Raw genomic sequence first — 23287 nt, 5'->3', positions numbered from 1 at the left:
CCGACGTGAGCACCGACCCGACCGGCGCCCTGCTGCCCACGACGACCCGGGCGCTGCGCCACCGGCTGCTCACCGAGCAGTCGGAGCACCGGCTCCCCTCCGTCGCGGCGGGCGTCGTGCGCGGCGGCCGGCTCGTGTGGGCCGACGCCGCCGGCACCCTCGACGGTCGGGCGGACGGTCGCGCGTCGGACGCCGACACGCAGTACCGGATCGGGTCGATCACCAAGACCTTCGTCGCCGTCGCCGTGATGCGCCTGCGCGACGCGGGCCGGCTCGACCTCGACGACCGCTTCGAGGAGCACGTGCCGGGCAGCGCCTTCGGGCGGGTCACCGTCGCGCAGCTGCTGTCGCACTCCTCGGGCCTGCAGTCCGAGACCGACGGGCCGTGGTGGGAGCGCACCCCCGGCGGGGGCTGGGACGACCTCGTCGGCCCGGCGCGCCCCGTCCAGCGCAGCCGCGCCGGCCGGCGCTACCACTACAGCAACACCGGGTACGGCGCCCTCGGCGAGCTCGTCGCCCGCCTCCACGGCGCCTCGTGGCTCGAGGTCGTGCAGCGCGACCTGCTCGAGCCGCTGGGGATGCGCCGGACGTCGTCGCGCCCGAGCGGGGTCGCGGCCCCCGGGCTCGCCGTCCACCCGCTCGCCGACCTCCTGCTGCCCGAGCCCGAGCACGACGCCGGGGCGATGGCCCCCGCGGGCCAGCTCTGGTCCACGGTGCAGGACCTCTCGCGCTGGGCGGCGTTCCTCGCGGGCGACACCGGCGGCCTGCTGTCGGCCGACACCCTGCAGGAGATGCTCGAGCCTCAGGTCGTCTCCGACCTGCCCGGCCAGCCGTGGACCGCGGCGCACGGTCTCGGCTGGCAGGTGTGGAACGTCGACGGCCGGCGCTACGGCGGCCACGGCGGGTCGATGCCCGGCTTCCTCGCCGCCCTCCAGGTCGACCTCGCCAGCGGCGACGGCGTCGTCGCCTTCGCCAACGCCACGAGCGGCATGGGTCCGCTGGCCCGCGACCTGCTCGCCGAGCTGGCCGACCGCGAGCCCGCCGAGCCGGCCCCGTGGCACGCCGGGGGAGTCCTCCCCGAGGCGCTCGAGCTGGTCGGCGCCTGGCACTGGGGGCCCGCCCGCAGCGAGGTCCGCGCCCAGGGCGGCCTGCTCGTCCTCGGCGAGCCCGGCGTCGGCCGCGGCTCGCGCTTCCGCCGCGTCGGCGACGACCGCTGGCTCGGTCTCGACGGCTACTACGCCGACGAGCCGCTCGTCGTGGTCCGCGACGCGACCGGCGCCGTCAGCCACCTCGACCTCGCGTCCTTCCGCTACACCCGGGAGCCGTACGACGACGCCCGCGACGTCCCCGGTGGCGTCGACGAGGCCGGCTGGCGCTGACCCCTCCGCGTTCCGGACTCAGGTTCTGCCGCTCCTGAACCGGTTCGCCCGGCTCCGGATGCGGCACAACGCGAGTCCGGAACGCGACAGGGGGAGGGGTGAGGGGCGCTGCCGGGGCGAGCTCCGCGACGTCGTACGGTGTCGGCCATGGGAGCAGCGGGTGGGCGCGGGGTGCTGGTGACCGGCGCGTCCCGGGGGATCGGGGCGGCGACGGCACAGGCCTTCGCGGCCCGGGGTGACCGGGTCGCCGTGCACTACCGCTCCGGCGAGGAGCAGGCCCGGGCCGTCCTGGCCGACCTGCCCGGGGAGGGGCACCTGCTCGTGCAGGGCGACCTCGCCGACCCGCAGCAGGTCGCGCGGCTCGCCGACGAGGCCGCCACCGGGCTGGGCCGCGTCGACGTCCTGGTCAACAACGCGGCCCGCTTCCTCGACCCCGCCGACGCGGGCGAGGGCAGCCGCCGCGGCGACCACCGGGTCACCGACGTCTCCTACGAGGCGTGGGTCGCCGCCTGGCAGGCGACCCTCGCCACCAACCTCCTCGGTCCGGCCAACCTCACCTTCTGCGTCGCCCGGCACATGGGGGCCGTGCCCCCGGCCGACGGCCTCCCGGTCGGGCGCGTGGTCAACGTCGGCTCCCGCGGCGCCTACCGCGGCGAGCCCGACGTGCCGGCGTACGGCGCGAGCAAGGCCGGGCTGCACGCCTTCGGCCAGTCGATGGCCGTCGCGCTCGCGCCCGTGGGGATCGCCGTCGTGTCGGTGGCCCCCGGCTTCGTCGCGACCGACATGGCGGCGGCCCTGCTCGACGGCCCGGAGGGCGACGCCATCCGCGGCCAGAGCCCGTTCGGCCGGGTGGCCCGGCCGCAGGAGGTCGCCGACGCCGTCGTCGCGCTCGCCGACCCCGGCGCCGAGTGGCTCTCCGGCGCGGTCGTCGACCTCAATGGCGCCAGCCACCTGCGCTGAGTCCCCACCTCACACTCCGGCCCTCCCGCGCGTCCTCCTGGTGACACACTCACCGCAGGAGGACCGCCGATGACCACCGCCGACGCCCCGGCCACCTGGCACACGACCCTGCCCTCGCCGCTCGGACCGCTCACCGCGGTCCGCGACGAGCAGGGGCTGACCGGGCTCTACTTCGAGGGCCACTCGCGCACCCCCGACCGCAGCCGGTGGGGCGCCCCCGCCGACGACGGCTTCGCCGCGCTCGCGGCGCAGCTCGAGCAGTACTTCGCCGGGGTCCGCACCACCTTCGACATCCCGCTGCACGTCGCCGGCACCCCGTTCCAGCGCGCGGTGTGGGACCTGCTGCGCGAGATCCCCACCGGCACGACGACGACGTACGGCGCCCTGTCGGCCCGTCTCGGCGGCGGCCCCGCCCACCCCCGCGCCGTCGGGCACGCCGTCGGGGCGAACCCGGTCTCGGTCCTCGTGCCCTGCCACCGCGTCGTCGGCGCCACCGGGTCGCTGACCGGCTACGCGGGCGGCCTGGAGCGCAAGCGGCACCTGCTCACCCTCGAGGGCGTGCTCGCGATGGGGGAGAGCGTCGTCCCGGCCGCGGGGCAGCCGGCGCTCTTCGCCCTCTGATCCCGCCCCGTGCAGGCCCCCTTCGAGCGCGCCGTGCAGGCCCACGGCGCCCGCGTCCTGCGGGTCGTCGGCGCCGTCCTCGGCCCCGGCGCGGACGCCGAGGACGCGTGGTCCGAGACCTTCCTCAGCGCCCTGCGGGCCTGGCCCGACCTGCCCGAGGACGCCGATGTCGCCGGGTGGCTCGTCACCATCGCCCACCGCAAGGCGGTCGACGTCGTCCGGGCGTCGGCCCGGCGCGGGACGGTCGTCGCCGAGCCGCCCGAGCCGGGGCGTCGTACGGCGGCGGTGGGGGCCCCCGCCGCCGGGTCGACCGCCCACGTCGACGCCCTCGACCTCGTCGCCGCCGTCGCGGCCCTGCCGCCGCGCCAGCGCGAGGCGGTCGCCTACCACCACCTCGCCGGGCTGCCGCACCCCCAGGTCGCCCGGCTCACCGGCCGCAGCGCGGCCGCCGTGCGCCGGTCCGCCGCCGACGGGGTCGCCGCCCTGCGCCGCGCCGGTCTCGACCCCGAGGAGCCCGCATGACCACCCCGCCCTCCGACCTCGACCGGCTCCGCGACCGGCTCGCGGACGCCGCCGAGCGCGACGGCACCCTCGACGTCGCCGTCCGCACCCTCGACAGCCCCGTCGGGCCCCTGCTGCTCGCCGCGACCCCCGCGGGGGTGGTGCGGATCGCCTTCGAGGGGGAGGGGTTCGACGCCGTCGAGGACGAGCTGGCCCGGCGGGTCAGCCCGCGGGTGCTTCTCGCCCCGCGCCGGCTCGACCCGGCCGCGCGCTGGCTCGACGCCTACTTCGCCGGCCGGCGCCTCGACGCCGCCACCGGCGTCGCGCTCGACCGGCGCCTCAGCTCCGGCTACCGCCGCGAGGTCCTGGACCGCCTGGCCACCGACGTCCCGTACGGCGCCGTCGCGACGTACGGCGAGCTGGCGGCCCGCACGAGCAGCCCCCGCGCCGTCCGCGCGGTCGGCACCGCCTGCGCGACCAACCCGCTGCCGCTGCTCGTGCCGTGCCACCGGGTGGTCCGCTCGGACGGGACGCCGGGGCGCTACCGCGGGGGCGCGGACGCCAAGCGCACCCTGCTCGCGCTGGAGCAGGGTGCGCTGGGGGGCCCGGTCGACGCCAGGGGGGAGGTGGCGGACCGGCCCGGCACGTGAAGCGGCGCCCACGACGGCTCGGGGGGTCTCGTCATGGGCGCCGCGCTCACGGGCCGACGGACCCTGGGGCCCGTCGGGATGCCTCCACCAGGTGGTCTCGGCGGAAGCGATGTTGCCACACTAGGCCATGAGCGCAACATCGGTGGTCGATTGCGCAGGTTTCAGCGGCCCGGTGACACCAAGCGCTCACGTGCACGGAAGTGCCGCGGGCCGTCCGGTCATCTGCCGGACGAGGTCGCGGACCGCCTGCGGGGCGTGCTCGACGAGGCCCGTCAGGCCGGGTCGGACACGTCGAGCAGCACCTTGCCGACGACGCCGCCCTCGACGGCCTCGTGCGCCGCGGCGACGTCCTCGAGCCGGTAGTGGTGCAGCGGCAGCCCGTGCTCCTCGCCGACCCCGAAGGCCCCGTCCGCGACGGCCGCGGTGACGTCCTCCGCGGCGGCGGCCAGCGCCTCGGCCCCGACCGTGTAGAGCAGCACCCACTGGAACCGCGCGTTGGTGGTGAAGGTCTTTCGGACCGTGAGGCTCACCTCGTCGCCGCCGTCGTTGGCGTAGATCGCGATGGTCCCGCGGGGGGCGATGACCTGCAGGTCGAGCCCGAGGTTGCGCGCGGGGGAGACCTCGACGACGACGTCGACGCCGTCGGGGGCGGCCTCCCGGACGGCGGCGACGGTGCCCTCGGGGCCGGTGGCCCGGTAGTCCACGACGTGGTGGGCGCCGGCCGCACGGGCCAGCGCGGCCTTGGCGTCGGAGGAGACCGTCGTGACGACGGTCGCGCCGGCCCAGGCGGCCAGCTGGATCGCCGCGTTACCGACGGCGCCGGCGCCGCCCTGGACGAGGACGGTGCGCCCGGCGAGCGCGCCGGGGGACAGCCGGGTCGGCCCGCCCTCGCTCGTGGTCAGCGCGCGGTGCGCGGTGACGGCGGGCACGCCGAGGTCCGCCCCGACGTCGTACGGCGCCCCGTCGGGCAGCTTCACGACGCGCTCGCGCGGCAGCACGGTGAGCTCCTGGGCGGTGCCGGTCGGGCGCTGGTGCGCGGCGAGCATCACCCACACCGGGTCGCCGACGGCGAGACCCTCGACCCCCTCGCCGAGCGCGTCGACGACGCCGGAGCCGTCCTGGTGGGGGACCACCTCCGCGAAGGCGAGGCCCGCTCCGGTCGACCCCGAGCGCGACTTCCAGTCGGTCGGGTTGACGGCGGAGCGGACGACGCGGACCCGGACCTCGCCGGCGCCGGGCTCGGCGGGCTCGCGCTCGACGACCTGCAGGACGTCGCTGGATCCGGGCTGGGTGAGGACGACGGCGCGCACGGGGGGCCTTCCGGTCGGGGACGGGTGTCGTCGTGACCAACCGCGCGCCGGCGTCGGCTATGCCGCCCCCGGACGGGCGTCCCGCAGAATGGGCTTGACCCTCACCCGACGTGAGGCCGGAGGCTCCTTCCCATGTCCACCGACCGGACCACCACCACCACCACCACCACCACCGGCGCGCCCCGTGACCGGGCGCTCACCGTCGGCCAGGTCGCCGACGAGCTGGGCGTCACCGTGCGCACCCTGCACCACTACGACGGGATCGGGCTGGTCAGCCCGAGCGAGCGGTCCGCCGCCGGCTACCGCCTCTACACCGAGGCGGACCTGCAGCGGCTGACCACCGTCGTCGTCTACCGGCGGCTCGGCTTCCCCCTCGAGGAGATCCGCGCGCTGCTGGGGGCGTCCGGGGCGCAGCTGGAGGGCCACCTGCGGCGGCAGCGGGCGGCGGTGGTCGGCCGGCTGTCGGAGCTGCACGACCTGGTGGACGCCATCGACGCAGCCATCGAGAAGGAGAGCACGGGCATGGGCATCAGCAGGCAGGAGCAGCGCGAGCTGTTCGGCGACCGCTTCGCCGACCACGAGCAGGAGTGGAGCGCCGAGGCGCAGGAGCGCTGGGGCGAGACCGACGCGTGGAAGCAGTCGCGCGACCGCACGTCGTCGTACGGCAAGGAGGACTGGGTCGCCATCAAGGCCGACATGGACGCCGTCAACGACGGGCTCGCCGCCGCGCTGGGCTCGGGCGAGCCGGCCACGAGCGAGGCGGCGATGGACGCGGCCGAGGCGCACCGCCGGCACATCGAGCGCTGGTTCTACGACGTGCCCTACGCCATGCACCGCGGGCTGGGCGACCTGTACGTCGCCGACGAGCGGTTCACGCAGACGTACGAGGACGTCGCGCCGGGGCTCGCGCGGTTCACCCGGGACGCGATCCACGCCAACGCCGACCGGCACGAGGCGACGGGCGCCTGAGGACGACGGCCCGAGGGGTGTCGGCCGGCTGGCCTAGGCTGGCGGCCGTGCCGACCCCCTCGACCGACGCCGCCCGCGGCGGACTGTTCGTCGCCTTCGAGGGCGGCGACGGAGCCGGCAAGTCGACCCAGGTCCGGCTGCTCGTCGAGGCCCTCGCGCGGCGGGGCGTCGACGACGTCCTCGTCACCCGCCAGCCGGGCGGGACCCCGCTGGGGCAGGCGCTGCGCGACCTCGTCCTGCACGGCGACCACGTCGCCCCGCGGGCCGAGGCGCTGCTCTACGCGGCCGACAAGGCCCAGCACGTCGAGCTCGTCCTGCGCCCCGCGCTCGCGGCCGGCCGGGTCGTCGTCACCGACCGGTACGTCGACTCCTCGGTCGCCTACCAGGGCGCCGGTCGCGACCTCGGCGTCGAGGACGTCACGCGGCTGCAGCACTGGGCCGTGGGCGGCCTGCTGCCCGACCTCACCGTCCTGCTCGACGTCACCGCGGCGACGGGGCGCGAGCGGCGCGGCGCCCGGGGGGCCGCCGACCGGCTCGAGGCGGAGGGCGACGACTTCCACGACGCCGTACGCCGTCACTTCCTCCTCCTCGCGCAGGCCGACCCGCAGCGGTACGTCGTCGTCGACGCGGCCCTGCCGCCCGAGGAGGCGCACGCGCTCGTCCTCGCCCGGGTCGGGCAGGCCCTGGACCGGCTAGGGGTGCAGGCGTGAGCACCGCTGTCGCGCAAGGCGTCTGGGGGGACGTCGTCGGCCAGCCCGACGCCGTCGCCACCCTCGCCCACGCCGCCACCCACCCGGGGGCGATGACCCACGCCTGGCTGCTCACCGGCCCGCCGGGGTCCGGCCGCTCGGTCGCGGCGCGCGCCTTCGCCGCCGCGCTGCAGTGCCCGCGGGGCGGCTGCGGCGAGTGCCGCGAGTGCCGCACCGCCCTCAAGGGGTCGCACGCCGACGTGCGCCTCGTCGCGACCGAGGGCCTCTCGCTCAAGGTCGACGACATGCGCGCGCTCGTCCAGGAGGCGGGGCTGCGACCGTCGGTCGGGCGCTGGCGGGTCATCGTCGTCGAGGACGCGGACCGGCTGACGTCGTACAGCGACGCCCCGGCCAACGTCCTGCTCAAGGCGCTCGAGGAGCCGACGCCGCGCACCGTGTGGGTGCTCTGCGCCCCGAGCCTCGACGACGTCATCGTCACCATCCGCTCCCGCACCCGGCACGTGCGGCTGCGCACCCCGCCGGCCGAGGCGGTCGCGGACCTGCTCGTGCGCCGCGACGGGGTCGACCCGACCATGGCGCGGTACGCCGCCCGCGCCGCCCAGTCGCACGTCGGCCTGGCCCGGCGGCTGGCCCGCGACGAGGGCGCGCGGATCCGTCGCCGCGAGGTCATCACCATGCCCGCGCGCATCCACGGCGTCGGCGACGCCGTCGGCGCCGCCGCCGACCTGGCCTCGATCGCCGACGACGAGACGACCGCGGCGTCGGCGGAGCGCGACGTCGCCGAGCGGACCCGGCTGCTGGAGACCCTCGGCGCCGAGCCCGGCGCCCGCACCCAGCCCCCGCACGTGCGGGCGCAGCTGGCCTCGCTCGAGCGGGAGCAGAAGGCGCGGGCGACCCGCTTCGCCCGCGACGTCGTCGACCGCGCCCTCGTCGACCTGCTCTCCGTGCACCGCGACGCGCTCGTGCTGCACCTCGGGCCGCCGGTCGACCTCGTCAACGAGGACAGCGTCGACGTGGTCCGGGCGCTGGCGGCCGCCCGCTCGCCCGAGCGGCTGCTCCAGGCGATGGACGCCATCGGCGAGGCCCGCGAGCGGATCGCGAGCAACGTGCCGCCGCTGCTCGCCCTCGAGGCGATGACCGTGACGCTCGCCATCGGCCCGCTGCCCGGGCCGACCGGGCCGGCCGCCTGACAGTTCTCGGGAAAACCGGTGCGCGCCACCTGGGAGCGGAGCACACTGCCGGGCAGACCGACAGCGCCGTCATCGGCAGGGAGACGCCGTCCGGCCTTGCGCCCGGGTGTCCACGCACCCGCGGGGGGACGGGTACCGCCTTGCCACCAGGAGAACCGATGCTTCGCAGAGCTCGTTCGATCGTCGTCGCCGTCGCGTCCGGGGCCCTCGCCCTGACCCTCGCGCCGCTCACGACCACCTCCGCCGCCGCGTCCACGGCGACGGCCACGGGGTCCACGTCCCGCGAGGTCCTCGCGCGCGACGTCGTGGGGCCCTTCAACCTCGCCGTGCGCGGCGACGCCGTGCTCGTCGCCGACGGCTTCACCGGGCTGGTGTCCCGGGTGACGGACGGCCACTCGGTGCCGGTCGTCACGAACGCCCCCGGCGCCGCCGGGGTCGAGTGGTCGACGGACGGCTCGTCCTTCGCCTACACGACGACGGACGACAGCGGCAACGCCGCCTTCGTCCTGCACCGGCCGGGGGCGGACGACCTCGTCGTCGACCTCAGCGGCTACGAGCGGATGCACAACCCCGACTCCGTCAACACGTACGGCGTCCTGCCCAGCGCGAACGCGTGCGCGAAGGCCTTCTTCCGCCAGGTTACCCAGGGCCCGGCCCGCTACACCGGGCTGCTCGACGCCCACCCGTACTCGGTCGCGGCGCTCGCCGACGGGACCTGGGCGGTCGCCGACGCAGGCGGCAACGACATCCTGCGGATCACGACGGACGGCACCGTCAGCACGATGGCCGTGCTGCCGCCCCAGCCGATCACGATCACCGCCGAGCAGGCCGCCGCGCTCGGGGCGCCGACCTGCATCGTCGGGACGACGTACCGCTTCGAGCCGGTGCCGACCGACGTCGAGCAGGCCCCCGACGGCCGGCTCTGGGTGACGACGCTCCCGGGTGGCCCCGAGGGCCCGGAGCTGGGCGCCCGCGGCTCGCTCTACCGGCTCGACGCCTCCGGCGGGTCGGCGTTCAAGGTGGCCACGGGCTTCCTCGGCGCCACCAACCTCGCCGTCGGTTCCGGGCGGGACGCCAAGGCCGTCTTCGTCGCCGAGCTCTTCGGCGGCCGGATCGCCAAGGTCCAGGACGGCCGGGTGACGACCTTCGCCCAGGTCGCCGGCCCGCTCGGGGTCGAGGTCGCCGGCGGCTCGGTCTACGTCTCGACCATCGCGCAGACGGACGACACGGGAGCGCCGGTCGGACCGGGCAAGGTGCTGCGCTACCAGCGGTGACGTCCCCGGCCTGGGCCGCGCCCCCGGGCGCGGCCCAGGTGCGCGGGGTACCGTGCTCGCACCTGACCGACGGCCACCGACCCGGCCGCGACCGGAGGAGCGCCGTACCCCATGACCCGACTGCGGCGTCCTGCCGCCCTGGCCGGTGCGGCCCTCGTGAGCGCGCTGGTGCTCTCCTCCTGCGCGAGCCTGCCGTTCCTGTCTTCCGGGGACTCCGCCCCGGTCTCGACGACCCCCGCGCCGGGCAGCCAGACGCCGCCCGCCGGGCAGAGCGGGCTCGCGCGCTTCTACACGCAGACGCTCGCCTGGTCGGACTGCCAGGGCGGGCAGTGCGCCACCCTCACGGTGCCGGTCGACTACGCGCAGCCCGACGGCGCGACGATCGGGCTGGCCCTGCTCAAGGTGCCGGCGCGCTCGGCGTCGAACCGGATCGGCTCCCTCGTGGTCAACCCCGGCGGCCCGGGCGGCTCGGGCGTCGACTACGCCAAGGCGGCCGGCCAGATCGTCGGCTCGGGGGTGCGCACCCGGTACGACGTCGTGGGCTTCGACCCGCGCGGCGTGGCCCGCTCGGCCCCGATCGACTGCCTGCCCGACGAGGGCATGGACCGGTTCTTCGACACCGACCAGACGCCGGAGGACACCGCGGAGGCGCAGGCCTGGGTCGCCGAGGCGAAGACCTACGCCGACGGGTGCGAGCAGCGCAGCGCCCGGCTGCTCCCGCACGTCTCCACCGTCGACGCCGCCAAGGACATGGACGTCCTGCGGGCGGCGCTGGGGGAGGCGAGGCTGACCTACCTCGGCAAGTCCTACGGCACCTTCCTCGGGGCGACGTACGCCGACCTGTTCCCCACCAAGGTGGGCCGCATGGTCCTCGACGGCGTCGTGCCGCCGGACCTCACGTCGTACGAGATCAACCTCGGCCAGGCACAGGGCTTCGAGACCGCCGCCCGCGCCTACGTCGCGGACTGCGTCACGCGCTCGGACTGCCCGGTGGGGCGCACGGTCGACCAGGGCATGCAGTGGCTGCGCGACTTCCTCGCCCGCACCGACACTCAGCCGGTCCCGGTCACCGACGACGCGCGCGTCACCGAGCTCGGGCAGACCTGGGCCGCCAACGGCATCGCCCAGGCGATGTACGACCAGTCGCTGTGGCCCACCCTCAGCCAGGCCCTCACCCAGGCCGCTCAGGGCAGCGGCAACCTGCTCATGCGCCTGGCCGACGAGATGGTCGAGCGCACCCCCGGCGGGCAGTACACCGGCAACATCATGGAGGCGATCTACGCCGTCAACTGCCTCGACCGTCCCGACACCGCCGACATCCCGACCGTCGAGGCCAACGCCCGGAAGATCGAGGCCGCGGCCCCCACCTTCGGGCCGCTCCTGGCCTGGGGCTCCGTGCCGTGCGGCGTGTGGCCGGTCAAGGCGACCGGCACCCCGCACAAGGTCACCGCCCAGGGCTCCGGCCCGATCGTCGTCGTGGGGACCACCCGCGACCCGGCGACGCCGTACGAGTGGTCGGTCCGGCTGCGCCAGGAGCTGGCGAACGCCTCGCTCGTGACCTTCGACGGCGACGGCCACACCGCCTACAAGCGCTCGAACTCGTGCGTCGACGACGCGATCGACGCCTACTACCTCGACGGCACGGTGCCGGAGGACGGGCTGCGCTGCTGACCCCGTCGGGCCGGCCGGGCCGTTTAGGCGGCCGGCGGGGTTGTCCGTATACTCGTGCCCCGCGCCTCGGCGCACGCCGCCTTAGCTCAGTCGGCCAGAGCGATTCACTCGTAATGAATAGGTCGTCGGTTCGATTCCGACAGGCGGCTCCACCGGACGGGCCCAGGTCACGCGACCTGGGCCCGTCCTCGTGCCCGGGGAGCGCGCCGTCGGACCCGGCTCCGCCGTGTCGACCTGCTCCCTGGGGCTGGTGCGGAACCGGACTTTGGGTGTATTATTCTCGTATCGGGCACGGAGGAGTGCCCGACCTGGACACAACGTCCAAGCACCGCGAGGTGTCTTGGCGAGACCTGCTCGCAGGTCTCTTGGACCCGAAGACCGGCCGCCGTGGGGGCGACCAGCGTCATCCGCGGCCACCGCTGTGTGGGATGTCCCCCGAGGGGGCCCACGTGGGGTGGGCCCCCTCGCTCCACGTCCGAGCCCGGACGGATCCGGCCGGTCGGCCGGTCACACCTCGGTGAGCAGGTGGTCGCCCGGGCTGTCGTCGATCTTCCAGTCGGCGTAGACGCCGAGGACCCCGTCCGCCGTGCAGCGCAGGGCGACGTACACCCACCGCACGTCCTGCTCCGCGGTGAACGCGAACCCCACCGCGACCTCGAACACGGCCCCGCCGCAGGGGCACTCGGCCTCGCCGAGGTCGGCCTCCTCGATCACGTCGCCGGAGTCGAGCATGAGCCGGACGTCGCCGCACGCCGTGCAGGTGCGTTCGGCGCAGCCCTCCTCGTCGTCGACCCGCAGGCGGAAGGTCGCGCCGGTGCACCGGGCGCACCGGGCGTGGACGACCCGGGTCGCCGGGTAGCCGGCCGCGGTGTACGCCGTGAGGTACTCGCCGAGGTCGGCCGCCTCGGTCCCTGTCCACCAGCGGTGTGACCGGTCGATGCCCATGGGGCCAGGCTACGGACCTCAGCCTCGCCGGCGGGACCCCGTACGGCGTCCGGCGAACCGGCCGAGGACGACGTCCACCCACACCCACCGCGCGGCGGGGGCGACGCCGACCGACCACGCCACGGAGGCGAGCACGTCGGTGGGGTAATGGACCGCGTCGACCGACAGGGACAGCGCGACGATGACCACGATGATGCTTCCCGCGATGGCGATCGGGTGGTGCAGGGCAGTGCCGCGCACGACGAGGAGGACCGCCAGGACGAACGCGGTGACGAAGACCGTGTGCCCGCTGGGGAAGGACGGGTCCGCGGGCGAGGGCAGGAAGGGGTGCGGCAGCAGGTGCACGTCGGGCCGCGGTCGGTCGACGACGAGCTTGAGCACATCGGAGGGGATCCACGTGACGGCGACGGTGCCCGCGAACGCCGCGGCGACCCGGAGCCGGTGCGACCACCACCACACGAGGGCGGTGGCGAGGACGGTGAGGGCGATCGCCGGAGCGGGCGAGAAGAGGTGGTACACCGTCGTGGACAGCGACCCGACGACGCCCGTGCGCGCGCCGTTCAGCCGGCGCGAGAGCCCGCCGTCGAGGGGCTGCCACCGCAGGAGGAACCCCAGGACGGCCAGGGCCCCGACGACGATGGCAGCCCGGACCAGGGCGACGCGGGGGTCCCGGCCGGGGGCGAGGATCCCCTGACCCAGGCGGCGGTCGAGGAGCTCGAGGTCGTCGCTCGTGTCGGTCATCCGGTGGGTCCGCTCCTTCGTCGGGGCGGCCGGCCCGGGCGGCCGGTACGCCGCGGTCCGTCGCCCCCCAGTCAAGCGCCGGGGCCTGGCCGTCCGCCGTACGCGAGCTGCTCGAGGCCTGGGACGACGAGGTGGCGGGGTCGCTGCGCGACGAGACCCGATGCGGATCCGCTGCGGATCAGGTGCGGATCAGGTGCGGGGGTCCGGGCGGTGACCCGCCCCCACACGGGCGGGCCCCGTCCGAACCAGCGGCCCGCAGGGCGGACCGTCGTGCACCGGAGCCGTCGGGACGGCTCCCACCCGTCACGCGCGCCCCCACAGGCGCCGCTTCAGGCCCCACGAGTGTAAGAGCGCTTTCGTTCGCAGTACAAGAGGTTCAATCGACGGAATTACTGACGGGCGGACGGCGTAGGGCGTGGCTGAGTCACATCGCCCGAGGACGGGCGGGCAGGTCGGCGACGACGTACGGTGTCCCCGACCCGTCCGCGTCATGGAGAGGCCCCGGTGACCGTCGTCGACTTCCGCACCGTGAGCACGAGCGGGCTCGAGAGCTCGCCCGTGGGGCCGGCCCTCGCCGGCCTGCGGGCCAACGAGGCCCGGTACTTCTCGACGAAGTACGGGCACGCCCTCACCACCCACCCGGCCGACGAGGTGCCGCAGCTCGTCGAGTACGTGGCCCGCGTGCTGGCCGAGCGTGACGTCGTCATCGGCTCACGGCCGCTCGAGGCGTCGAGCTGCGAGGTCGACGGGATCCGGTGGACGCACGTGTTCTACGAGTCCGGACTGGTCGTCAACGTGCTGTGGACCCTCGCCGAGGGTGGCAAGCGGGCCGTCGGCTTCAAGCTGTCCGACGGCATGGAGGTCCCCGAGGAGCTCGACGGGAAGTTCACGTTCGCACGTCAGAGGTCGACGCTGGCCGGAACCATCCGCGGGTCGTTCTTCGTCGTCAAGGGCGACCACGAGCCGCCCGCGACCCCCTGAGCCCGCCGGCTCAGGCGGCGGCGAAGAGCTCGAGGGCGACGCCGTCGGGGTCGCGGAACTCGAGGATGTGGCCGGCGCCGATGTCCTTGACCGGCTCGTGGGCCACGCCCAAGCCGTCGAGGACCTCGACGGCCCGCTCGAGGTCGGCGACCGCGCCGACGGTGAAGGCGACGTGGTCGAGGCCGGTGCGGTCCTCGTCGAACCGGTCGCGCGCCACCGGGCGCAGCCCGAGCAGCGAGCTCTCGCCCAGCCGGTAGATCACCCCGCCGAAGAGGAACGACAGCTGGTCACGGGTCGCCTCGTCCGCGTCGGCGGGCAGCTCGAAGGCGACGGGCAGCCCGAAGACGGCGTCGTAGAAGGCGCGCGACCGCTCGATGTCGGTGACGGTGAGGCGGACGTGGGCGTACCCGGTGGGCGTGATCGGCATGGCCCCAGCCTGCGTGACCGCCCGGGCGCTCGCGACCGTCAGCCGCGGCCCAGCCCGGTGGTGCCCAGCAGGTCGCGCTCGCGGACCCACCCGACGACCGCGCCGGAGGCGTCGGCGACCGGGACGACGGAGCGGGCGTGGCCGAGCGCCGTGAGCACGTCGCCCACGGTCGCCGTGTCGGGGACCGGGTCGGCCGGCGAGGCGAGCGCACCGACGCGCGTGTCGTCGCCGGCCGACAGGGCCCGCACGACGTCGGTCGCGGTCACCGTGCCGTGCAGCCGACCGTCCGCCTCGACGACCGGCAGCTCGGCGTCGGTGCCGGCGGCGAACCGCGCCGCCGCGGCCTCGAGCGTGTCGTCGACCCGCAGCGGTGCGGGGGCCGGCGTGACGAAGGGGGCGGCGGGGCGGCGTCGTACGGCGGCGTCGGCGGGCTCGTCGATGTCGATGCCGCGACGCAGCAGCTTGCGGGTGTAGACCGTGTCCCGGGACACGACCTGGCTGATGCCGGTGGCGAGGACGATGGCCAGCATCAGCGGCAGGATGATCGAGTACTCGCCCGTCAGCTCGAAGAGGATGACCACGGCGGTGATCGGCGCGCGGGCGGCCCCGGCGAACACGGCGCCCATCCCGATGAGGGCGTAGGCGCCGACCGAGCCCCCCGAGGTCGGGGCGACCGAGTGGACGACCTCACCGAACGCCGCCCCCGCCATGGCCCCCACGAAGAGGCTCGGGGCGAAGACCCCGCCCGAGCCACCGATGCCGATGGTCAGGCTGCAGGCGACGAGCTTGCCGACGAGCAGCACGAGCAGGAACGCGATGCCGTAGCCGCCGTCGACCGCGCGGCCGAGGACGGGATAGCCGACGCCGTACATCTGCGGGAGGACGAGCAGGACGAGGCCGAGCAGCAGGCCGCCGGTGGCGGGACGAAGCCACTCCGGGCCGCGCCAGGCCCAGTCGCAGGCGTCCTCGACGGCGTAGAGGACGCGCGAGAAGCCGACCCCGACGAGCCCGGCGAGGACGCCGAGGAGAGCGAAGAGCGGGTACTGCGCGAGGTGGTCGACGTGGAAGGCGGGCAGGACGAGGAAGGGCGAGTCACCCAGGACGCCGCGGCCGATGACGCTGGCCGTCACCGACGAGAGCACGACCATCCCGAAGGACTCCGCGGCCCACTGGCGCAGGATGAGCTCCATCGCGAAGAAGACGCCGGCGAGGGGCGCGTTGAAGGTCGCCGAGATTCCGCCGGCCGCGCCGCACGCGACGAGCAGGGTCACCCGGCGCTCGTCGAGCTTGAAGGACTGACCGAGGGTCGAGCCGAGGGCCGAGCCGATCTGGACGATGGGGCCCTCGCGGCCGACCGAGCCGCCGCCGCCGATGCACAGGGCCGAGGCGACGGCCTTGACCAGCGCGACCTGCGGCCGGATCCGGCCGCCGTGGCGGGCGACGGCGACCATGACCTCGGGGACGCCGTGGCCGCGGGCCTCGCGGGCGAAGCGCTGCACGAGCGGCCCGTAGACCAGACCGGCGACGACCGGGGTGAGGACGACGAAGAACCGCCCGAGGGCGGGCAGCTGCGGGTTGGCGGCTCCGGGGTGGCCCGCGTAGTCGGAGAACCCGGTGAAGAGGTGGGTCAGCCCCTCGATCATGTAGCGGAACGCCACGGCGCCCAGGCCGGCCCCCACCCCCACGCCGAGGGCGAGCAGGAGCAGCCCCAGCCGCCGGGATCGCAGCCCACGGGCCCGCGCCCAGTCCACACGCATCGTCAGTGCCGTCACCATTGCATACTGCAATAGTTGCTGTATGCACGTCAATGTGGGTTATGGTCGGAGGGTGGTGACGCGACGACCGATCGGCGACCCGGGCGGGACGACCTCGGACGACCCGCTGGCGGCGATCGTCGACGCGGTGCTCGACGGGTCCAGAGCCCTCGTGGCCGTGTCGGCGCGCTCGATCGCCGGGGCCAAGAGCGTGACGCTGCCGCAGTTCCGCATGCTCGTCGTGCTGTCCGAGGCGGAGGACAGCCTCACCGGCCTGGCCGGCCAGCTCGACGTCGCCCCCTCCACGGCCCTGCGGATGGTCGACCGGCTCGTCGCCGCCGGCCTCGTCGAGCGCAGCGTCCGCCCGGAGAACCGGCGCGAGACCCGCCTCGCCCTGACGTCAGCCGGCCGCCGCGTGGTCCGCACCGTGACCCAGCGCCGTCGCCGGGACCTGCGGGCGGTGCTGGAGCGCCTCGACCCCGACCGTCGCGACGCGGTGGCTGCCGCCATGGCCGACTTCGCGGCCGCGGCCGAGCAGGTCTGGCCCGCGACCGGGCGGTCGCTGCCGTGACCGGGCTCGAGCCGGTCCGCGTGGTGCGCGACGACGGCGGCGAGGCCGACATCTCGTCGTACGGCGTCCTGGGGGACGGGCGCACGGTGGCGTTGCTGGCCCGGGACGGACGGGTGGACTGGTGGCCCGTGCCGCGCCTGGACAGCCGCCCGGCCTTCGCCGCGCTGGTGGACCCGGGGCAGGGCGGGTTCGTCGCCCTGCGGCCGACCGACCCGGACGCCACGAGCGAGATGCGCTACCTCGACGGCACGAACCAGCTGGTGACGACCTTCGCGACGGGGTCGGGTCGGGTGAGCGTCCTCACCTCCCTCGACGTCGGCAACGCGGGGCGGCTGCCGTGGACCGAGCTGGCCTGGCGCCTCGAGGGGCAGCAGGGGGAGGTCGAGCTCGAGCTCGTCGTCGCCCCGGGCACCGGGCTGCGGGAGTGGAGCGCCTGGGCGGACCGGGAGGCGACCGGCGACGGTCCCACGCTCCTGCACGCGGGCGAGGTCGTCCTGGCCGTGCGCACGTCGTGGCCGGTCGGGCACCAGCCGGAGGACCGGCTGGTGCGCAGCCGCGTCACCGTCGTGGAGGGTGAGCGGCGTGTCGCCGCGGTCGTCGCGAGCAACGGCGAGCCGCTCTACCTGACCGACCTCGACGCGATCGCCAGTCGCATCGACCTGACGACCGACCGGTGGCGCCAGTGGTCGCGCCAGGTCCGGTGGGACGGGCCGGACCGCGACCGGGTCGTGCGCAGCGCGCTGGCCCTCAAGACGGTCATCGTCGCCGAGACCGGCGCCATCGCCGCTGCCGCGACGACCTCGCTGCCCGAGCGGGTGGGCGGGCCGAAGAACTGGGACTACCGGCTGGCGTGGATCCGCGACGCGGCCTTCACCATCGACGCGATGAGCGTCTGCGGGATGCAGGAGGAGGTGCACGCCAGCGTCGTCTGGCTCCTGCGGGCGATCCGGGCGCACGGGCCCGACGTGCACGTCGTGTACGACCTCGACGGCGGCCTGGCGCCGGACACGACGGAGCCGCCGGTGCCCGGCTACCGCGGCAGCCGCCCGGTCCGGGTCGGCAACGGCGCGACGTCGCAGACCCAGCTGGGGGTGTACGGCGACCTGTTCGGCACCGTCGCGGACTGGGTCGACGACGGCCACGTGCTCGACCTGCGCTCGGCCCGCGAGCTGGCCGACCTGGCCGACCGCTGCGCCGACAGCTGGCGCCACGACGACGCCGGCATCTGGGAGCTGCAGGACGAGCGTCCCTACACCTCGTCCAAGATGAACTGCTGGCGTGCCCTCGACGCCGCCGCCCGCCTGGCCGACGCAGGGCACCTGCCGGACCGTGCCGGTCGCTGGCGGCGCGAGGCCGCGGCCGTCGCCGACTGGGTCCAGGAGCACTGCTGGTCCTCGGTGAAGCAGGCCTACACGTTCTACGCGGGCAGCGACGACCTCGACGCCTCGGTGCTGCTGGGCGCGCGCTTCGGGTTCGACACGGGAGAGCGGATGGCGTCGACCGTGCGGGCGGTCGAGCGGGAGCTGGGCGCCGGGCCGTTGGTCTACCGGTACTCCGCGGTCTCGGCGGAGGAGGAGACGTTCCTGGCCTGCGCCTACTGGCTCGTCGAGGCACTGGCCCTGACCGGCCGGCTCGACGACGCCCGGGACCGCCTCGGCCGGCTGGGCGACCTCGTGCCCCCGACGGGGCTGATGTCGGAGATGGTCGACGCCCGCACGGGGCAGCTCGTCGGCAACCTGCCGCAGGCCCTCAGCCACCTCGCCCACATCAACGCCGCGGCCACGGTGCGTGACCTCGGCCCCACGGGGAAGGACGTCGATCCCCGACGACGGAAAGGATGCAGCGGATGAGCAGGACAGTGGTGGTGACCGGAGGGTCGGCCGGCATCGGCCGGGCGACGGTGCGGGAGTTCGCCCGGGCGGGCTACGACGTGGCGGTCCTGGCCCGCGGGCGCGCCGGGCTCGACGCCGCCGTCGCCGACGTCGAGCGCGAGGGTCGACGGGGGCTGGCCGTCCAGACCGACGTCGCCGACCACGAGGCGGTCGAGGCGGCGGCGGACCGGGTGGAGGCCGAGCTGGGCCCCATCGACGTCTGGGTCAACGTCGCGTTCGTCGGCGCGCTGTCGTGGTTCTGGGACACGACGCCGCGGGAGTACGAGCGGATGACCGCCGTCACCTACTACGGCCAGGTCAACGGCACCCGGGCGGCGCTGCGGGTCATGCGCCCACGTGACCGGGGCGCCATCGTCAACGTCTCCTCGGCGATGGCCTACCGCTCGATCCCGCTGCAGTCCGCCTACTGCGGCGCGAAGCACGCGACGAAGGGGATGACGGAGTCGGTCATCACCGAGCTGCGGGCGACCGGGAGCCACGTCACGGTCGGGCTCGTCACCCTGCCCGGGGTCAACACGACCCAGTTCGACTGGAACCTCAACAAGATGGACCAGCACCCGCAGCCGGTGCCGCCCATCGTGCAGCCCGAGGTGTGCGCCCGGGCGATCCGCTTCTCGGCCGAGCACCCCCGGCGCAACATGTGGGTCGGCATCTCGACGGCCTACACCGTGCTCGGCAACCGGGTCGCCCCACGCTTCGTCGACTGGTACCTGGGCCGGACGGGTGTCGGGTCGCAGCAGACGTCGCAGGACGCGCCGCGCTACGGCTCCAACGTGTTCGAGCCCCAGGACCACGAGGCGGACCGCGGTGCCCGTGGCGCCTTCTCCGACAAGGCCTCGGAGCACGACCCGGTCTCCTTCGTCGCCAAGCACCGGGCCGCGACCGTGGCCGCCGGCGTGGCCGCCCTCGCCGGGGTCCTGGCGACCTGGCGCCGGACCCGATGACGGTCCCGACGGCGGGCCCCACGGCCCCGGCGACGGCGCGGTCCTCCCGGCGGCGGGTCCGCCTCGTCGAGGCGGCCCGCGCCGCATGGGGCGCGACGTTGCTGCTGGCCCCCCGGACCGTGCTCACCCACGTGCACGGCGTCCGCGTCGACGAGCGCAGCCTCGTGGTCGCCCGCGTCCTCGGGGCGCGCCACCTGGTGCAGGCCGGGGCGACGCTCGTGACGCCACGGCCGGCCGGCCTGGCCCTCGGGGTCGTCGTCGACGTCCTGCACGCGGCGACCGCGGCCGGCCTCGCGGCGCTCGACCCCACGCGGCGACGGGCCGGGGTCGTCGACACCGTGTCGGCGACGGTCTGGGCCGCGGCCGGGGCCCGGGCCGCGTCCCGGGCACGGGAGGGGCGGCGCGGCGTCGGCTAAGGTGGTTGCGAGTTCAACTACGCGGGAGGTCGACGTGACGACGACGGGACCGGCGCCGGACGCGCCGTCGTACGACGTGCTGGGGACGCGCGAGCGGCCGACGCTCGGGCTCGACACCTTCGGTGACGCGCCCCTGGACGGGGCGCCGGGCAACCACGCCGCGACGATCCGCGAGGTCGTCGAGGAGGCGGTGCTGGCCGACCGGCTCGGCGTCGACTACCTCGGGCTGGGGGAGCACCACCGCGCCGACTACGCCGTCTCCGCGCCGGACGTCGTGCTCGCGGCGATCGCGGGACGGACCGAGCGGATCCGGCTCGGCACCGGCGTCACCGTGCTGTCCTCCGACGACCCCATCCGGGTCTACGAGCGCTTCGCGACCCTCGACGCCGTCTCCGGCGGCCGGGCCGAGGTCCAGCTCGGACGCGGCTCCTTCGTGGAGTCGTTCTCGCTCTTCGGGCTCGACCTCGCCGACTACGAGCGGCTCTTCGCCGAGAAGCTCGACCTCTTCGCCGCCCTGCAGAGCGAGCAGCCGGTGCACTGGCAGGGCACCGTCCGCCCGCCGGTCGACGGCAAGCAGGTCTACCCGACGACCGCCGCCGGGCGGCTGCCCGCGTGGGTCGCCGTCGGCGGGTCACCGGAGTCGGTGATCCGGGCCGCGCGCTACGCGATGCCGTTGGTACTCGCCGTGATCGGCGGCTCGCCGCGCGGCTTCGTCCAGTTCGCCGAGCTCTACCGCCGGGCGCTCACCGAGCTCGGGCTGCCGGAGCTCCCCGTGGGGATGCACTCGCCGGGGCACGTCGCCGCGACCGACGAGCTGGCCCGGGAGCAGATGTTCCCGCACCAGGCGGAGGCCTTCGGCCGCATCGGCCGCGAGCGCGGCTGGGGCCCGTACACCCGGCTCGCCTTCGAGCAGTCCGCCTCGCGGGAGGGCGCGATCTTCGTCGGCTCGCCCGAGACCGTCGCCCGCAAGATCGCCTGGGCGGTGCGCACGCTCGGCCTGTCCCGCTTCCAGCTCAAGTACGCCGTCGGCGGGCTGCCGCACGCGCAGCGCCTGGAGTCCGTGCGCCTGTACGGCGAGGAGGTCGTGCCGCGGGTGCGCGAGCTGCTCGCCGAGGAGGGCTGACGCTCAGAGGCAGCGGGCGGAGAGGCCGCCGTCCACCGGCAGGCACACCCCGTTGACGTACGACGCCGCGTGGCTGGCGAGGAAGACGGCCACCCGCGCGACGTCCCACGGGCTGCCCATCCGCCCCGTCGGGCTCGCCGCGTGCCGGGCCCGCAGCGCGGCCGGGTCGTGCGCGAGCTGGGCCGTGACGAGCGGGGTGTCGATGAGGCCGGGGAGGATCGCGTTGGCCCGGATCCCCCGGTCCGCGTAGGTCAGCGCGAGGCTGACCGTCAGCTGGTCGAGGGCCGCCTTGGACGCGCTGTAGGCCGGGTAGACGTAGCCCGTGGAGCGGATGGCCGCGACCGAGGACACCGTCGTGACGACCCCGCGGCCGGCGGCGAGCAGGTGCGGCAGCACGTGCCGCGTCGTGAGGTAGGCGCTCGTGACGTTGAGCCGGAACGCGGCCTCCCACCCCGCCAGGTCGAGGTCGGTGACGGACCCCTGGCGCACGGCGCCCACGTTGTGGTGCAGGACGGACGGGGCGCCGTACGCCGCCACGGCCTCGGCCACCGCGCGCTCGACCTGCGTCTCGTCCGTGACGTCGGCGGTGACCGCGAGCGACTCGCCGCCGCGGGCGACGACCTCGTCGGCGACGCGCTGCGCCTCGTCCGGATCGCGGTCGAGGGCCACGACCGCGGCCCCGGCGTCGGCGTAGGCGAGGGCGGCGGCCTCGCCGTTGCTGAGGCCCGCGCCGGACGAGCCGGCGCCCACGACGAGGACGACACGCCCGGAGAGGTCGAGCGACAGGGGCACGCGGCTCCTCCTCGCCGGTCGGGCCGCCCTCGTCGGCGGCACCCCCACCCTGCGCGCGGGACGGGCGGCGCGACCACCACCGGGGGTGAGAGGCCGCCCACCGCCTTGCTCGCTCTGTCGAACCGGGCGAGGATCGGCCCGTGAGCACCGGCGCCGTCCAGGACCTCGTCGACACCCTCGCCGCCGGGCTGCGTCGCTCGGTCGTCGTCGACGACCCCCAGGTGCGCCTGCTCCACGCGAGCCGGCACTACGGGGACGAGGACGACGTCCGGCGCCGGGCCGTGCTGCAGCGCGACGCCGGCCCGGAGATCGTGGGCTACGTCCTCGCCCAGGGGGTCGCCTCCTGGAGCCGACCGGGCACCATCCCCGCCGCCGAGGAGCTCGGGCTGCGCGCCCGGCTGTGCGTCCCGGTCCGCTGGCGCGGCACCCTGCTCGGGCTGCTCATGGTCGTCGACGCCGACGGCACGCTGAGGCCGGACGAGGTGGCCCGCATCGCCGCGGGGGCCGACGAGCTGGCGGCCCTGCTCGCCGAGGACCGCCGTCCGGAGCTCGACCCCGCCGCGCAGGACGACGCCGAGGCGCTCGAGGACCTCGCCGCCGACCAGCCGTCCGTACGACGCTCGGCCCTGCGCCACCTCGGGGCGCGGCTCGGCCCGCGGGCCGAGCTGCCGCTGCGGGCGGTCGTGCTCGTCTGCCGCGACGAGGCGGCGGCCGAGGGCGGCTCACCCGGCCACCCGGCCGCGGCGCTGCGCTACGCGCTGTCGGGGGAGGTCGTGGCCCCGCCCGCCTGGGGCCTGCTGACCAGCGTGCGCGACGACCGGGCCACCGTCCTCGTCACCGCCCGCACCGACCCGGGCGAGGACGCGGTGGCCGGGCTCGCCGAGCGGCTCGTCGCCCGCGTCGACGCCGTGGGGGCCGGGCGGCTGCGGTGCGTCGCGGGGGTCGGAGGGGCCGGCCACGGCCTCGAGCAGGCCCGCGCCGTCATCGGCCAGGCGCGGACCGCGGCCTCGGCCGCCGGCCGGGTCCGCCCCGGCCCGGTCGTGCGCTGGAGCGGCCTGGGGGAGTACGCCGTGCTGCTGCGGCTGCCGCTGGACCGGCTCGCCGGCCCCGACGGACCCGGCGTCGACGCGCTCCCCGACGAGGTGAGCCGGCTGCTGGCGCACGACCGGGACGGCACCGCCGTGACGACCGTCCTCGCCTTCCTCGACCACGCGGGCTCGGCCCCCGCCGCGGCCGACGCCCTCCACGTGCACCGTACGACGCTGTACTACCGGCTCGAGCGGATCCGCGAGGCGACCGGTCTCGACCTCGACGACGGCCGCACCCGGCTCGCCCTGCACGCCGGCCTGCGGCTGCGCGAGCTGCTCGACCCGGCAGGGCTTCGACAGGTGTAGGACGCGCCCGGACCGGGTTGCGGCGGGCGTCGGTGGAAGCGGGGCGTCGTACGGGCCGATGCTGCACCCGAC

At 75.8% G+C, this 23287-nt stretch carries 23 protein-coding genes and 1 tRNA gene; 18 read left to right on the top strand and 6 right to left on the bottom strand.

The window, feature by feature from the left end; translation table 11 throughout:
* Positions 1-5 precede the first annotated feature (5 nt).
* The 5 genes from FB458_RS04570 (at position 6) to FB458_RS04550 (ending at position 4111) form a co-directional block, all read left to right on the top strand.
* Positions 6-1379 carry a serine hydrolase domain-containing protein gene (locus FB458_RS04570; protein ID WP_246061065.1) on the top strand — a complete coding sequence of 458 codons (1374 nt, stop codon included), beginning with the start codon at positions 6-8 and terminating at the stop codon, positions 1377-1379.
* A gap of 147 nt (positions 1380-1526) precedes the next feature.
* Positions 1527-2339, top strand: a complete 813-nt coding sequence (locus tag FB458_RS04565; RefSeq protein WP_141847161.1) for an SDR family NAD(P)-dependent oxidoreductase — start codon at positions 1527-1529, stop codon at positions 2337-2339.
* Positions 2340-2408: 69 nt separating this feature from the next.
* On the top strand, positions 2409-2960 hold the full coding sequence (locus FB458_RS04560) for a methylated-DNA--[protein]-cysteine S-methyltransferase (protein ID WP_141847160.1): 552 nt from the start codon (positions 2409-2411) through the stop codon (positions 2958-2960).
* Between the two features lie 9 nt (positions 2961-2969).
* Entirely contained in the window at positions 2970-3482 is a 513-nt protein-coding gene (locus FB458_RS04555; RefSeq protein WP_141847157.1) for an RNA polymerase sigma factor, read from the top strand.
* On the top strand, positions 3479-4111 hold the full coding sequence (locus tag FB458_RS04550; protein WP_141847155.1) for a methylated-DNA--[protein]-cysteine S-methyltransferase: 633 nt from the start codon (positions 3479-3481) through the stop codon (positions 4109-4111). Before FB458_RS04555 ends, FB458_RS04550 begins: the two co-directional genes overlap by 4 nt.
* A 272-nt stretch (positions 4112-4383) precedes the next feature.
* Here the strand turns inward: FB458_RS04550 and FB458_RS04545 are convergent, their stop codons facing one another.
* Positions 4384-5421: an NADPH:quinone reductase gene (locus tag FB458_RS04545; RefSeq protein ID WP_141847153.1), complete on the bottom strand. Its 1038-nt coding sequence runs from the start codon at positions 5419-5421 to the stop codon at positions 4384-4386.
* A 132-nt stretch (positions 5422-5553) separates the two neighbouring features.
* Here FB458_RS04545 and FB458_RS04540 point away from each other — a divergent pair, with 132 nt between their 5' ends.
* The 6 genes from FB458_RS04540 (at position 5554) to FB458_RS04515 (ending at position 11387) form a co-directional block, all read left to right on the top strand.
* The gene (locus FB458_RS04540; protein ID WP_141847151.1) at positions 5554-6390 is read left to right on the top strand and encodes a MerR family transcriptional regulator; all 837 of its coding nucleotides are present in this window, start codon (positions 5554-5556) and stop codon (positions 6388-6390) included.
* 47 nt (positions 6391-6437) lie between these two features.
* On the top strand, positions 6438-7100 hold the full coding sequence (gene tmk / locus FB458_RS04535) for a dTMP kinase (protein ID WP_170185563.1): 663 nt from the start codon (positions 6438-6440) through the stop codon (positions 7098-7100).
* Positions 7097-8290 (top strand): DNA polymerase III subunit delta', encoded by a 1194-nt coding sequence (locus tag FB458_RS04530; RefSeq protein ID WP_141847149.1) that lies wholly within the window; start codon positions 7097-7099, stop codon positions 8288-8290. The genes tmk and FB458_RS04530 overlap by 4 nt, the downstream gene beginning before the upstream one ends.
* A 158-nt stretch (positions 8291-8448) precedes the next feature.
* Positions 8449-9564, top strand: a complete 1116-nt coding sequence (locus FB458_RS04525; RefSeq protein ID WP_141847148.1) for a ScyD/ScyE family protein — start codon at positions 8449-8451, stop codon at positions 9562-9564.
* A gap of 111 nt (positions 9565-9675) precedes the next feature.
* Entirely contained in the window at positions 9676-11235 is a 1560-nt protein-coding gene (locus FB458_RS04520; protein ID WP_141847146.1) for an alpha/beta hydrolase, read from the top strand.
* A 75-nt stretch (positions 11236-11310) separates the two neighbouring features.
* Positions 11311-11387 (top strand) — tRNA-Thr (locus FB458_RS04515).
* A gap of 355 nt (positions 11388-11742) precedes the next feature.
* Here FB458_RS04515 and FB458_RS04510 read toward each other — a convergent pair.
* Together FB458_RS04510 and FB458_RS04505 are read right to left on the bottom strand one after the other, a co-directional pair.
* The gene (locus tag FB458_RS04510) at positions 11743-12180 is read right to left on the bottom strand and encodes a hypothetical protein (protein ID WP_141847143.1); all 438 of its coding nucleotides are present in this window, start codon (positions 12178-12180) and stop codon (positions 11743-11745) included.
* Positions 12181-12198: 18 nt separating this feature from the next.
* On the bottom strand, positions 12199-12921 hold the full coding sequence (locus FB458_RS04505) for a phosphatase PAP2 family protein (RefSeq protein WP_141847141.1): 723 nt from the start codon (positions 12919-12921) through the stop codon (positions 12199-12201).
* Between the two features lie 504 nt (positions 12922-13425).
* Between FB458_RS04505 and FB458_RS04500 the strand changes: the two genes are divergently transcribed.
* Complete coding sequence (locus FB458_RS04500) at positions 13426-13902, top strand: phage tail protein (protein ID WP_141847139.1); 477 nt, start codon at positions 13426-13428, stop codon at positions 13900-13902.
* Positions 13903-13912: 10 nt separating this feature from the next.
* Here the strand turns inward: FB458_RS04500 and FB458_RS04495 are convergent, their stop codons facing one another.
* On the bottom strand, positions 13913-14329 hold the full coding sequence (locus FB458_RS04495; RefSeq protein ID WP_141847137.1) for a VOC family protein: 417 nt from the start codon (positions 14327-14329) through the stop codon (positions 13913-13915).
* A gap of 38 nt (positions 14330-14367) precedes the next feature.
* Positions 14368-16101 (bottom strand): chloride channel protein, encoded by a 1734-nt coding sequence (locus FB458_RS04490; RefSeq protein WP_246061064.1) that lies wholly within the window; start codon positions 16099-16101, stop codon positions 14368-14370.
* Positions 16102-16156: 55 nt separating this feature from the next.
* Here FB458_RS04490 and FB458_RS04485 point away from each other — a divergent pair, with 55 nt between their 5' ends.
* The 5 genes from FB458_RS04485 to FB458_RS04465 all read left to right on the top strand — a co-directional run bounded on the left by FB458_RS04485 (position 16157) and on the right by FB458_RS04465 (position 21029).
* Positions 16157-16654 carry a MarR family winged helix-turn-helix transcriptional regulator gene (locus FB458_RS04485; protein WP_211355926.1) on the top strand — a complete coding sequence of 166 codons (498 nt, stop codon included), beginning with the start codon at positions 16157-16159 and terminating at the stop codon, positions 16652-16654.
* Positions 16651-18504 (top strand): glycoside hydrolase family 15 protein, encoded by a 1854-nt coding sequence (locus FB458_RS04480; RefSeq protein ID WP_246061063.1) that lies wholly within the window; start codon positions 16651-16653, stop codon positions 18502-18504. The genes FB458_RS04485 and FB458_RS04480 overlap by 4 nt, the downstream gene beginning before the upstream one ends.
* On the top strand, positions 18501-19490 hold the full coding sequence (locus tag FB458_RS04475) for an SDR family oxidoreductase (protein WP_141847130.1): 990 nt from the start codon (positions 18501-18503) through the stop codon (positions 19488-19490). The genes FB458_RS04480 and FB458_RS04475 overlap by 4 nt, the downstream gene beginning before the upstream one ends.
* Positions 19487-19906, top strand: a complete 420-nt coding sequence (locus FB458_RS04470; protein ID WP_141847128.1) for a hypothetical protein — start codon at positions 19487-19489, stop codon at positions 19904-19906. The genes FB458_RS04475 and FB458_RS04470 overlap by 4 nt, the downstream gene beginning before the upstream one ends.
* A 79-nt stretch (positions 19907-19985) precedes the next feature.
* A complete protein-coding gene (locus FB458_RS04465) occupies positions 19986-21029 on the top strand; it encodes an LLM class flavin-dependent oxidoreductase (RefSeq protein WP_211356149.1) in 1044 nt (347 codons plus the stop codon).
* Positions 21030-21032: 3 nt separating this feature from the next.
* Here FB458_RS04465 and FB458_RS04460 read toward each other — a convergent pair whose 3' ends face one another.
* A complete protein-coding gene (locus FB458_RS04460; RefSeq protein ID WP_211355925.1) occupies positions 21033-21821 on the bottom strand; it encodes an SDR family NAD(P)-dependent oxidoreductase in 789 nt (262 codons plus the stop codon).
* Between the two features lie 140 nt (positions 21822-21961).
* Between FB458_RS04460 and FB458_RS04455 the strand changes: the two genes are divergently transcribed.
* Positions 21962-23215, top strand: a complete 1254-nt coding sequence (locus FB458_RS04455) for a PucR family transcriptional regulator (RefSeq protein WP_141847124.1) — start codon at positions 21962-21964, stop codon at positions 23213-23215.
* Positions 23216-23287: the final 72 nt, after the last annotated feature.

This window comes from Lapillicoccus jejuensis (genome assembly GCF_006715055.1).
Lineage (GTDB): Bacteria > Actinomycetota > Actinomycetes > Actinomycetales > Dermatophilaceae > Lapillicoccus > Lapillicoccus jejuensis.
This window is presented reverse-complemented; position numbering and strand designations above follow the sequence as displayed.